Origin of the sequence: Pustulibacterium marinum (assembly GCF_900116665.1) — a bacterium.
GTDB lineage: Bacteria > Bacteroidota > Bacteroidia > Flavobacteriales > Flavobacteriaceae > Pustulibacterium > Pustulibacterium marinum.
Genome location: NZ_FPBK01000002.1, coordinates 1 through 13,675, shown reverse-complemented (window position 1 = coordinate 13,675; position 13,675 = coordinate 1). Strand labels below are relative to the sequence as shown.

General features: G+C 34.6%; 6 protein-coding genes and 1 pseudogene. 4 read left to right on the top strand and 3 right to left on the bottom strand.

The annotated features are described in order from the left end of the window. The first annotated feature begins 60 nt into the window (after positions 1-60). The 3 genes from BM383_RS04590 (at position 61) to uvrB (ending at position 11,892) form a co-directional block, all read left to right on the top strand. Positions 61-4,911 carry a T9SS type B sorting domain-containing protein gene (locus BM383_RS04590; protein ID WP_093023491.1) on the top strand — a complete coding sequence of 1,617 codons (4,851 nt, stop codon included), beginning with the start codon at positions 61-63 and terminating at the stop codon, positions 4,909-4,911. A 95-nt stretch (positions 4,912-5,006) separates the two neighbouring features. Continuing rightward, positions 5,007-9,830: a T9SS type B sorting domain-containing protein gene (locus tag BM383_RS04585; protein ID WP_093023489.1), complete on the top strand. Its 4,824-nt coding sequence runs from the start codon at positions 5,007-5,009 to the stop codon at positions 9,828-9,830. Positions 9,831-9,900: 70 nt separating this feature from the next. After that, positions 9,901-11,892: an excinuclease ABC subunit UvrB gene (gene uvrB / locus BM383_RS04580; protein WP_093023487.1), complete on the top strand. Its 1,992-nt coding sequence runs from the start codon at positions 9,901-9,903 to the stop codon at positions 11,890-11,892. Between the two features lie 95 nt (positions 11,893-11,987). Here uvrB and BM383_RS04575 read toward each other — a convergent pair whose 3' ends face one another. Continuing rightward, positions 11,988-12,425 (bottom strand): Hsp20/alpha crystallin family protein, encoded by a 438-nt coding sequence (locus BM383_RS04575; RefSeq protein WP_093023485.1) that lies wholly within the window; start codon positions 12,423-12,425, stop codon positions 11,988-11,990. A gap of 163 nt (positions 12,426-12,588) precedes the next feature. Then, positions 12,589-12,993 carry a hypothetical protein gene (locus tag BM383_RS04570; protein WP_093023483.1) on the bottom strand — a complete coding sequence of 135 codons (405 nt, stop codon included), beginning with the start codon at positions 12,991-12,993 and terminating at the stop codon, positions 12,589-12,591. A gap of 71 nt (positions 12,994-13,064) precedes the next feature. On the opposite strand from BM383_RS04570, the pseudogene BM383_RS04565 reads away from it, so the two are divergent. Next, a pseudogene (locus BM383_RS04565) lies at positions 13,065-13,343 on the top strand (DUF1456 family protein); the annotation flags it as partial. Between the two features lie 35 nt (positions 13,344-13,378). Here the strand turns inward: BM383_RS04565 and tnpA are convergent. Further along, positions 13,379-13,675, bottom strand: a 297-nt coding sequence (gene tnpA, locus BM383_RS04560; protein ID WP_143106338.1) for an IS200/IS605 family transposase, incomplete at its 5' end; no start/stop codon positions are given.

Here is a 13,675-nt window from a genome sequence, read left to right as displayed (position 1 = left end):
CACCCCTTAATTAACCCAAACCTTGTACATTCCTGAAAAAGAGTGTACCCACACCCCTGTATGAAAAACAAACAACTGCGATTACTTGCGTTATTTTTAGTATTTGTACAATTTTCTTTTTCGCAACAAATAACTACTTCTGCAGAATATACTGCTGAAGAATTAATTGAAAACATTCTTTTTCAAGGATGTATAGAAATATCTAACGTTTCTTCTCCCATTAATGGAAGCGTGAACAACCTTAATAGTTTTGGTTATTTTCAAAGTGCCAATTCTAATTTTCCATTTGAAGAAGGTATCATCTTAGCTACCGGAGACATTGGTGATGCCGGAAATATTCTAGTTACTGATCCGCTAAATCAAGGAGAAATTGACTGGGAATCTGATGCAGACCTAGAAACCGCTCTTGGTGTTGACAATACTTTAAATGCAACCGTCATAGAATTTGACTTCATCGCAGCAACCAATACCATCAACTTTAACTACATTCTTGCCTCGGAAGAGTATTTAAATGATTATCCATGTAATTATTCAGACAGTTTTGCATTTTTGATAAAGCCTTCTGATAATTCTGCTCCCTACACAAATATTACTTTGGTCCCAGGAACTTCTACTCCCGTTTCCACTCAAAATATTAGACCGCAGATTGTGGGTTTTTGTGAATCCTTAAATGAAGAATATTTCGAAGGATTCAACGTGGGAGACACTAATTACAATGGTAGAACCACAATGCTTTCTGCTTATGCAGATATTTCTCCAAACACTTCGTATCATATTAAATTGGTAATTGCAGATCAATTTGATGAAAATTTTGACTCTGCTGTATTTTTACAAGGAAATGCTTTTAATGCTTCAGTAGACCTTGGAGAAGACGTAAATACGTGTTACAACTCTACACTTATTGAAACCGATATCGACAATCCTGAGGCTGTATTTGAATGGACATTAAATGGAAATCCCATTAGCGAAACTACACCTGAAATTACAGCTACATCATCTGGAGTTTATCATGTTACAGTAAGTTTACCATATGCTGAAAGTTGGTGTGTTATTGAAGATGAAATTGAAATTACACTGAATACTATCCAAGATGCTGAAACAGTAAACGATTATCAACTTTGTGAACTGGAAGACAACCCGGGACACGCAAATTTCAATTTGAATGTGATGACCGCTTCCTTGGAAACATCTGTTCCATTTGCCTCGCCAGAGGTTTCCTATTATTTAACACAAGAAGATGCAGAAAATCAAACAAGTGCTATTTCCGGAACAATTCAAAATACTGTAAATCCGCAAACTATCTATGTAAGAATAGATGAAACTGCAACCGGTTGTTTAGCATTCAATAGTTTTGATCTTATTGCTAATGGTCCTCCTGTGTTGATTCAACCAGAAGATCTATTTGGATGTGATAGTAATGATGATGGTTTTGAAACTTTTGAGCTTACGCTTGCAGGAGATCAAGCTACTTCCAACAACGAAATAATGGAGGTTACTTATTATTTATCTCAAGACGATGCAGAAAATCAAATAGGAGCTTTAAACACTTCGTACACAAACATTAGCAATCCTCAAACTATCTATTTAAGAGTTGAAAATACAGAAACTCAGTGTTACAACTATACCTCGGTAACTTTACATGTTACAGACAGTCCTATTTTAGAAAATACTACCTTTAGATTAGATGGCTGTGACCAAGATGATAATGGTTTTGCAAACTTTGACCTTACTTCTGTAATTACGGAAATTGCAGAGAATTATGAAGATTATAATTATTCATTTTATACTTCACAATCAGATGCCGATAATGAAATAAATTCTATAGAAAACCCAGAAGATTATGTAAATAGTATTCAAGGAAGTCAAGTCATTTATATTAGAATAACGGACCCGGCTACGGGATGTTATGATCTAGCCACCATAAACATATACGCTTCTTTACTTGAAGAACTAGCAGATCTTACACCTTATATTTTATGTGACGACATCAGTAATGATGGTATTCAAGGTTTTGATCTCATTGACATCGAGTATCAAATATTAGCGAATATCGGTTTAGCCTACGCAGATGTCTCTTTTTATCTTTCTGAAGAAGATAGAGATAATGGTATTGAACTTGATAAAACCGAATTATTGTACAATACTACCAATCCGCAAACTTTATATCTATCAATTTATTCAGATGAATGTAGTGTTGTAGAAGAGATCACTATATATGTAAATCCTTATTTCAGTGTAGACGATGTAGCAGAAATACAATATATATGTGATACGGACGCAGACATGTTTACTTCCATTCCACTAGCTCAATTTAATTCTATAGTTGCCAATGGTAATGATTACGGTGCATTTCACTATCATTTAACTGAAGAAGAAGCATTAAACGATACAAATATTATTTCTACACTCAACAACACTACAAACCCTCAAACTATTTGGGTAAGTGTTTACAACTCAGAATTAACATGTTATGACGCTGCAAGTATTACTATTGAAGTATTACCTGCTCCTGATACCAACCCTGTTTCAAATGTAAATGTATGTAATTACAATTCAGAGAATACATATATGTTTGACCTAACATCTAAGATTGATGAACTTTTAGACGATACAAATGGCGTTACGGTTGAATTTTACACCTCAGAATCCGATGCGGAAGCCGGTATCAATATAATTGAAAACCCAACTTCCTATACCACTGAATCGGCCACCATTTATATAAAAAGTATCAATGATGAAACAGGATGTTACAATCTGAGACATTTTTCGGTAATCATTGTAAATTTTCCAGAACTTACAGATGATAATTCAAACTTCATCATCTGCGAATACGATAATGACGGTGTAGAGCAATTTTTATTTTCAGATTTTGATAGTGCAATTATGCAAGGACAAAACTATGTTGAGGTTACTTATTACCACACTGAAACGGACGCATTAAATTATGAAAATGCCATTGACAAAACAGTTCTATATGAAAATACTTCTAATCCCGAGAACTTTTATATTAGAAGACAAAGTACTTTAGATGATGATTGTTATACAGTAGATCCTATCTCTGTCACCATTAATAATTACCCTGTTTACGACGCTCCGGAAGATTTACAACTGTGTGACGATATCTCTAATGATGGTTTTGAAGAATTTGACTTCAACGATGCCATTACCAACATGAATCTAGACACTACTTTATATGATATAAGTTTTTATGTATCTGAAAATGATTTGTACAACAATACAAACGCACTACCGTTTAACTATACCAATACTGTAAATCCGCAAACAGTTTATGCTAAAATTGGTGATTTAAATGCATGTTATGAAGTAGTAACCTTTGATCTCAATGTTGTTCAGGTAGGAGAAATTCTTCAACCTGATGATATTTATGTTTGTGATGATGATAACAACGGATACGAAATAGTAAACATAGCTTCTGAAGATGTTGAAGTTTTGGCTATTAGACAATATGATGTTACCCTTTCTTATTTTGAAGATTTAGACGAAAACGGAAATGGCATAAATGAAATAGAAGATCCCGTTACGTATCAGGTTTCCGCCAATGCTTATGGCGAAGCACAAACAGTTTATATTATTGCTACTAATACTATTAGTGGATGTGAAGTATCGGTTTCATTAGATATTTATGTAGGTACCGCACCTCAATTTTCTAACTCTGAGTTGGGTTTATGCTTAGAAAACACAAGTATACTTGACCTTTCTAACTTGGAAGATCAAATATTAGAAAATTCAGAAAACGTAGAACTTGCTTACTACAACTCACTTTCTGATGCCGAAAACAACACAAATGCATTAGGAGATGCTACAGAAATAACAGACCCTCTCAACAATATTCTATATGTAAAAGCTACCAATACGTTAACAGGTTGTACCAATATAGAGGAACTTGTAGTGAACATATATCAAAGTCCGGTTCTTAACACTCCGGAAGATCTAAGAGATTGTTCCCATCTTGGAGAAGGTAATTTTGATCTTACAAGCCAACAAGAATATGTTATGGAAAATCTAAATTCAGATGACTTTACCATCACATACCATCTTAGTGAGTCTGAAGCAATTTCCGGAGAAAACGCAATTCCTTCTGCAAGCTTAACAAATTTTAGCGCTTACAATACCGAAGAGATTTTTATAAGAGTTGTAAATAATGAAAGTGATTGTTATAGCATTACTTCTTTTACCATTTATATAGATGCCTACCCTATTATTCCTTTGGAAGATCAATATGCACTTTGTTTGAACAATATGCCATTGGTATTAGATGCAGATACAGGTAATAGTACAGACAGCTATTTATGGTCTACAAATGCTACTACACCAAGTATCAATGTTACAGCAACAGGCGCATACTGGGTTAAAGTAACATCTCAGTACGGTTGCGAGTCTACCAAATACGTTGAAGTTATTCAATCAGAATCACCAGAAATAACAAATATTGACGTAGTTAGTTTTTCTGAAAACAATTCTATTACTATTTCTGTAACAGGAACCGGAAGCTACCTTTATATTTTAGATGATGGTGAACCACAAACCTCCAATGTTTTTGAAAATGTTCATATTGGTTATCACACCGTAGAAGTAATTGATGAAAATGGTTGTGCTCCGGCTAGTGATGACGAAGTTATTGTACTTGGTTTCCCTAAATATTTCACACCAAATGGAGATGGTGTCAATGACTACTGGAATGTATTTGGTTTTGAAACACTTCAAACTTCCTATGTAGCTATTTTTGACAGACATGGTAAACTTTTGGTTGTCTTACATCCAAATGATGGCGGTTGGGATGGTACTTATAACGGAGCCATGATGCCATCAAACGACTATTGGTTCAAAGCTATGATAAACGATACCGAAGAACCTTTTGAACACAGAGGTCATTTTACACTAAAACGATAAATTTATCATTTCAACGATTTTAAGGAATTCACATTACTATTATTTATACTTTTAACTTCTCTCCCTCATACCTTTGAATAATTTTTATTTTTGCTATGAGGATTAAACAAGTTACTTTTTATATTATTTTCTTATTTGCATGTATAAATACAATACATGCACAACTTATTTCTACAAATAATACGGCCATCAACGAGCTTGTTTCAGACTTAAAAGGTGATGATTGCATTCAGGTTTCAAATGTGAGTATTTCACAAAGCGGAACCGTTGACAATATAGTTTCATTCGGTGGTTTTCAAAATTCAAGTTCGGGATTTCCTTTTACAAATGGTATTATTTTATCAACAGGAGCTATTTCCAGTTCTGGTAATAGTAGTATCAGCAATAATCTAAATGAAGGCTCAGAAAACTGGTTAGGTGATACAAATCTCGAAACTATATTAGGAGTTTCTAATAGTTTAAATGCAACAGTACTAGAGTTTGATGTAACAGCAATGGGCGATGAATTAAGTTTTGAATACTTAATTGCTTCAGAAGAATATTACAATGAAAACCCATGCAATCATTCAGATTATTTTGCGGCGTTGATTAAACCTGCAGACAATAGTGCTGCATATGCTAATATGGCTTTGATTCCAACATCCAATGATATCGCAGGCACCGGAAACATTCACCCTCAGATTATTGGATTTTGTAATGCACAAAACGAAAATTTTTTCGCCGGATATAATTTAGGTAACACCAATTTTAATGGTAGAACAACAGCTATCACAGCATCAACCTCTATAATCCCAAATGTTACATATCATGTAAAACTGGTAATTGCAGATCAAGGAGATTCAGCACTTGATACCGCAGTTTTCCTCAAGCAAGGTAGTTTATCTACGCGCATAGATCTTGGAGAAGATGTAAACACGTGTGCACCTACTTACACTATAAATTCCCCAATAGAATTTACTAATGCAACCTACCAATGGAGTTTGAACGGTTCATTATTACCTGAAACGTCATCTGAACTTACCGCTACCACATCGGGAATTTATACATTGGAAATTTCTTCCAGTTCATTTGGAAGCTGTATGTTGGAAGGTACTGTAAATATTAGTTTGAACGAAAATTTACCAACTGAAACAGTAGCAGATTTCACGAAGTGCGACGATTATATAGCTGATGGATTTACATCATTCGATTTATCCACAAAAGATAACGAACTTATTAATGCCATGAATACTTCAGGTGCAACATATACAGTCACCTATTTTCTAACAGAAAATGAAGCTTCTAACAATATAAATGCAATCGATGATGTTTTTACCAATACATCAAACCCACAAACTATTTATGCGAGAATTGCTAACAATGCTACGGGGTGTAAAGCTGTAAATGAATTTAATCTTATAGTTAATACGCCTTCAAATTCCATTACCGAAGCACCAAGTTTAACCAAATGTGATTATGATTCTGATGGGTTTATTACTTTTAGTTTTACCAGTACAAAACAATTTTACCAAAATCAATATCCTAATGCTCAAGTACAATTATTTGCTACAATTGAGAACGCTCAAAATGGTATAAGTGCTTTAGCTAATAATTATCAAAATACATCAAACCCTCAAACCTTATACATAAGAGTAATTACCAATACAGGAGCTTGTCCTATGTACAGTACTGTAGATTTATTAGTAAACACGGCGACTCCATTGCTTCAGTCTACAACAAGTTTAAATGCTTGTGAAGAAAACACATCATTTACTTCTTTTGATTTAACAACAGCATTGGATAATCTAGTCTCAGATCCAAATAACCCAAACTACACAACATCTTACTACCTAAGTAATAATAACGCTATCAACGGCACCAATCCGATTAACACACCTGAAAACTTCACCAATACTCAAGAGAATCAACAAACTGTTTATGTAAAGATAGTTGATGAAACAAATACCAGCGGTTGTTTCTCTATTGCCTCGATTACACTATATACCGATGAACTAAGTACCAATGCTAATGATCATTACTATGCATGTGATGATTCCTCAAATGACGGAATTGCCATATTTGATTTAGAAGATGTAGCCAACTCAGTAGTAAATAATAATAACGATTATTCTGTTCAGTTTTATTTAATTGAAAATGATCCATCTAGCATTTTAGACAACAATACTCCGTTTGAAAACACTTCTAACCCACAAACAATCTATGCCAATATCAATAGTAGTGACTGTTCTTCAAATATTGCTGTAACGTTAGAAGTAAGTCCGTTTTTCACTATTGAGGCACCAACAGAACCTTTTGATTATTGTGATAGTGATCAAAACCTTAGTACTACTGTATTCTTTGGAGATTTTGACGAGTATTTTCTAGACGGAAATGATTACACAATAAAATACTATCATAACTATGAAAATGCTGTAAATGAAAATGCTAGTTTTTTATATTCTTATTACAGCAATGTCGATTATGTATTCTACGCCAGAGTTACTGATAACATAACGGGGTGTTATGATATTGTTCCATTTTCGGTAAACATTCTACCTGCGCCTGTAACTTACACCCCTAACGATATTTATTATTGTGATGATAATAATGATGGAATATACACATTTGACCTTACTACAGTTATACCGGAAGTCGTTTCAAGTACAGAAAATAGAACTTTTGAATTTTATCTAGCTGTATCTGATGCAACAAATGGCATCAATGAAATCAGTACTCCTGAAACTTACACATCAGAAACAGATCAAATCATAATTAAAATTATTAATTCCGAAACCGGCTGTTATCAACTACAAAGCTTTAACATTAATGTAATTTCTTTCGACGAAGATGCCGAAATAAGCAATATAAACATCTGTGAAACAGATAGCAATGGAACTGAGCCAATCATTTTTGAAGAGAAAGATGAGGAAATTAGCAACGGTCAGTCTGCTGTAGTTGTCTCTTATTATGAAACGGAAGAAAATGCTATCAACAATGAAAATAGCATTGATAAAACCACAGAATTCAATGCTGTAAATCAGACCATTTATGCACGTGCTCAAAATAGTTTTGATCCTGCCTGCTATTACATCTATTCTTTTGAGGTTGAGATTAACGAAGAGCCAACTTTCACCATGCCGAACGAAAACTACAACCTTTGTGATGATGTAAGTGGCGATGGTTTTGAAACTTTCGATTTAAACACTATCTATGAAGAAGTCATTGCTTCTGCTAATCAAAATATCACTTTCAATTTTTATCTATCGGAAGAAGCTGCCTCTTTAGAGGAAGATCCACTTTCCCTTACTTATACGAATATTGAAAATCCTCAAATCATTTATGGAAAAGTAAAAAGCCAAAATGGTTGCGAAGTGCTATTTCCGCTTCAACTCAATGTGATTCAAGTTGCAGAGTTTGAAGTGCCACAACCTTATGTTTTTTGTGATATTGATTACGATGGAATCATGACTTTTGATTTAACAGCAGAAGATTTTGGAGCTCTTCCTGAACGTTTGGATAACTTAGACATCAATTATTACCACTCGCAAAACGATGCAGAATTGGACCAAAATAGTTTTGAGAATGCTGATGCTTATACCGTTGAAAATCATGACATCATTTACATTAGCATTACAAATACTGTATCTGGTTGTAATATTATTTATCCCGTAGAAATTACAGTCAATACTCCTCCTGAAGTTCTAATCAGCGAACCAATTAACATTTGTGAAAACCAAGATGCTTTAATTTATCTTTCTGATTATAACAGTCAAATTTTCAACGATACTGAAGCGTTCACTATTTCATATTATCAGACAGAAGCGGAAGCAGATGCTCAAATAAATGCAGTTGAAGATGCTTTTACATATTCAGAAAGTAACTTTATCCTTTTTGTTTATGCCGAAAATAGTACCACAGGATGTTTCACTATTGAAAGTATAGCATACCAAATCAATCCATTACCGGAAGTAAATGAAGTGGCCGATTTTTCAGTTTGTAGCAATACAGGGTTCTACAATCAAGATCTTTCAGAATTTGGCAATTTGGCTTTCGAAAATTCGAACAATGAGATTTTCAACATATCCTATTTCCATTCGGAAGACGACGCACTAGACAACAGTAATGCCATTACAAATTGGAATACATATCCTTTACAGAACGAAGAAGAGATTTTCATTAGGGTAACCAATACTACTACGGGATGTTTTGCTTATACATCTTTCACTAGTTTTCTGATTGTTTCTCCGGAAATTCCAATTTATGAAGACTTTGTTATTTGTTCGGAAAATTCTCCATTAACCGTAGATGCCAGCACAGGAACTGTAACAGACACCTATCTTTGGAGTACAAACGAAACAACTTCTGCTATTGACATAACAGAGCCTGGCGTTTACAGCGTTACAGTAACTAATGAAATTGGCTGTACGTCTACCAAATATTTTGGAGTTTCAGCTTCTGAACCTGCTACGATTCTAGACATAGAAACTACAGGATTTTCAGAGAATAATACCATAACGGTGAGCATTTCCGGATCTGGAAATTATATGTTCAGCCTTGACGGTGGAACACCACAAAGTTCTAATACATTTACAAATGTTCTTATGGGATCGCATGTGGTATCTGTGATTGACACTAACGGTTGCCAAACTACACTTTCAGATGCTGTAGTTATTTTTGGTTTCCCAACATATTTCACTCCAAATGGTGATGGAACTAACGATCGTTGGAATGTCTTTGGATTTGATAGCTTTTCTGATTCCGAAATCTATATTTTCAATAGATACGGGAAGCTTTTAAAAGTCCTGAAACCCGGTGATTATGGATGGGATGGAAATTATAACGGTGCATCTTTACCTCCATCAGACTATTGGTTCAAGGCGATTATCAAAAATGGGGATGAATCGTTTGAACAAACGGGGCACTTTTCATTGAAACGCTAAAATAAAGCCTCTTTGAAAAAATAACTTTCTCTTAGTAAGTTAGCAGTCGTTTGTTTGTTAGTTTTGTAATATGAAATTCGATATTGCTTCAGACTTTAAACCAACAGGCGATCAGCCCAACGCGATCAAAGAACTTGTTCACGGAATTGATAATGATGAAAAATTCCAAGTACTACTTGGAGTCACAGGATCTGGTAAAACCTTTACGGCAGCCAATGTGATCAAAGAAGTTCAAAAACCCACTTTGGTACTTGCTCATAACAAAACGCTTGCGGCTCAATTGTATTCAGAGTTCAAAGCTTTTTTTCCGAATAACGCCGTAGAATATTTTGTTTCCTATTATGATTATTATCAACCCGAAGCATACATTCCGGTAACTGGAACCTATATTGAAAAAGATCTTTCCATTAACGAAGAGATCGAAAAATTGAGACTTAGCGCTACTTCTTCCCTACTTTCAGGAAGACGAGATATTCTTGTGGTAGCTTCTGTTTCTTGTTTGTATGGTATTGGTAACCCCATTGAATTTCAGAAAAATGTAATTTCTATTGAACAAGATCAGGTAATTTCTCGAACCAAATTCATGCATCAACTTGTACAAAGTTTGTATTCGCGTACTACAGCGGAGTTTGTCAATGGAAACTTTCGTGTAAAAGGTGATACTATTGATGTTTTTCCTAGTTATGCGGACGATGCATTCAGAATACATTTCTTTGGTGATGAAATTGAAGCCATTGAAGCTTTTGATCCGCAGACCAATAATATTATTGAGAAATACGAAAAACTAAATATTTATCCTGCTAACATGTTTGTTACTTCTCCAGATGTGCTCAACGGAGCTATTTGGCAAATTCAGCAAGACATGGTAAAACAGGTTGATTATTTCAGAGAAATAGGAAAACCTTTAGAGGCGAAACGTTTGGAAGAACGTACCAATTTTGATTTGGAAATGATCAAAGAATTAGGGTATTGTTCCGGGATTGAAAATTACTCAAGATATTTGGATGGACGCGAACCAGGAACCAGACCTTTCTGTTTGCTAGATTATTTTCCAGATGATTATTTAATGGTTGTAGATGAAAGCCACGTAACCATTCCGCAAGTACATGCCATGTATGGTGGTGACCGAAGCAGAAAAGAAAATTTGGTTGAATACGGTTTTAGATTACCCGCTGCCATGGACAATCGTCCTTTGAAATTTGAAGAGTTTGAAGCGTTACAGAATCAAGTTATTTATGTTTCTGCAACTCCGGCAGATTACGAATTGCAAAAATCTGAAGGAACCTACGTTGAGCAAATCATTCGTCCAACAGGTTTATTGGATCCTATTATAGAAGTGCGCCCTAGCGAAAATCAAATAGATGATTTAGTTGAAGAAATTCAGCTACGAGTAGAGAAAGACGAGCGTGTTCTGGTGACCACACTTACCAAAAGAATGGCTGAAGAATTGACCAAATATTTAACCAGAATCCAAATTAGATGTAGATATATTCATTCGGATGTAGATACTTTGGAACGTGTTGAAATTATGCAGGATTTGCGTAAAGGTCTGTTTGATGTGCTAATTGGTGTAAACCTTCTAAGAGAAGGATTGGATTTACCCGAAGTTTCGCTAGTTGCTATTTTAGATGCCGATAAAGAAGGATTTTTAAGAAGTAACCGATCTCTTACCCAAACGGTTGGTAGAGCTGCGCGTAACCTCAACGGAAAAGCCATTATGTATGCGGATAAAATAACCGACAGCATGCAAAAAACTATTGATGAAACCGAATATCGTCGTAGCAAGCAAATGGCGTATAACAAAGCAAATAACATTACTCCTAAAGCATTAAATAAAAAGATTGAAAATCTGGCCATTGGAAAACACGAAAGTAGTGAAGCCCGAATGCTTGATGAAAAAATACAAGCAGCGGCAGAACCTGACACTGCTTATATGACGAAAAAAGATATAGAAAAACTGATTCGTGAAAAACGTAAAGAAATGGAAAAAGCGGCCAAAGAGCTCGACTTTATGCAAGCCGCCAAATTACGTGACGAAATAAAAGTACTTCAAGAAAAATAATTTCATAAAAAACGCCCCAAGCTTTAAAAACTTGAGGCGTTTTATCTAACTAACCAATCTATATTATGAAAAAAATGACTTTTTATCTTTTTAAATTATCCTATTTGGATCGTACGTTTTGGCTTTGGTAAAGCTTCTTCTTTTTTAGGAAGCGCAATACTTAAAACTCCATCTTCATAATTTGCGTTAATCGCATCTTCATTCACACTTTCTGGTAACGTAAACGCTCTTTTGAAAGAAGTATAATTGAACTCTCTACGTGTATAATTTTGTTCTTTTACTTCATTCTCCGTTTTGTTTTCAGAGGAAATGGTTAATACTCCTTCATCCACTTCAAGATTGAAATCATCTCGTTTTCTTCCAGGAACTGCTAATTCAAGTACAAACTCTTTTTCGTTGTCTCTAATATTTACAGCCGGAGTAGATGCTGAAAGGTTTTGAACTCCTCCTAGAAAATCTGGTTTGAAGAATTCGTCTAACAAATTAGGTAACCAAACGTTGTTCTCTCTGTTGTTTCTTTTTACTAAGCTCATAATATTAATTTTTTAAGTTTATAATCAATTTCAAATTCGCTTAGTAATAGGCAAATTATATTCCAACTGGAAAAAGCACTATTTTCAAAGACATTTTGTCATTTTAATCAATAAAAAACCCGACATTATGTCGGTTTTTAATGATGTTACACTGTCAAAACTGCTAGTTGTAGTATGTTTTAAAGATCCCAAGTAGCACATCTGTGGGTACAATGTGGTCTTCATACGCCTCCATCACTTTAAAAACTTTCTCCATGGCAATAGGATTGAGCCCTAGTCGCAATCCACATTCACGTACCAATTGTAATTCTTCAGGATGTTGTTCTTCATCAATATTCATCATCAAAACCAAACGGTAAAACTGAATGATGCGTTGCGCCTCATCTTTATGTGGTTTGAAAGGTGCCGGATTTTCAAAAAGCATATCCAATTCTATTTTTGAAATCTGTAATTGCTTGGCAACCGCCAGTAAAAAGTTATATTCTCTTTCTTTTAAATCTTTATCTACGGTTGCAATAGAGATCATTTCAGAAAGAATACTTAGTTTTACATCTCTGCTTTTTTCCATGGTTTTGTGTATTGAATGCTCAAATTACTAAATTAAAGCATAAAAGTAACTTTTCTTTCAAAATAGACGAAATGACAAACAATGATGTTTTTAAAAAACTAAGAGTAGCGCTAGCGTTGCGCGATGATGATATTGTAGAAATTCTTCAGGATGCTGATTTTAAAATTTCTAAAACGGAGCTGAGTGCTTTTTTTAGAAAAGAAGATCATCCTAATTACAAAAACTGTGGAGATCAAGTGTTACGAAATTTTTTAAATGGTTTGGTCACACATTTAAGAGGTACCAAAGAAAACCCAAAACTACCCGGAGAAGTATTGATGGCAAAACATCAAAAAAATAATTTTAAGAAGTAAATAATCCTCGGGGCAAGCCCCGAGGCATTAGTTTAGAATAGATTTAATTGTATGTCATTATTTCTATGCAAAACTTGATAATCCTTTTCAGAACCTTGGTTTTTCACATATGCAGCTATTACTTGCTCATTGCTATGCCGTCCCACAGTATTAATATAAAAGCCACTTCCCCAAAAAGCTCCACCCCATAATGCTCTTTTTACACCTGGAGCTTGAGAGAAAATTTCACGGGCAGTGATACTTTTAATTGTTCTGGCAATCTTTGTTGGACTGTAGGTTGGAACACTCTGTAACAGAAAATGAACGTGATTCTTGTCTGAACCTATTTC

Excerpts from the sequence above, each read along its gene's own strand:
- BM383_RS04585 (WP_093023489.1), top strand. The coding sequence starts at position 5,007 with ATGAGGATTAAACAAGTTACTTTTTATATTATTTTCTTATTTGCATGT.
- BM383_RS04575 (WP_093023485.1), bottom strand. The coding sequence starts at position 12,425 with ATGAGCTTAGTAAAAAGAAACAACAGAGAGAACAACGTTTGGTTACCT.
- uvrB (WP_093023487.1), top strand. The coding sequence starts at position 9,901 with ATGAAATTCGATATTGCTTCAGACTTTAAACCAACAGGCGATCAGCCC.
- BM383_RS04590 (WP_093023491.1), top strand. The coding sequence starts at position 61 with ATGAAAAACAAACAACTGCGATTACTTGCGTTATTTTTAGTATTTGTA.
- BM383_RS04570 (WP_093023483.1), bottom strand. The coding sequence starts at position 12,993 with ATGGAAAAAAGCAGAGATGTAAAACTAAGTATTCTTTCTGAAATGATC.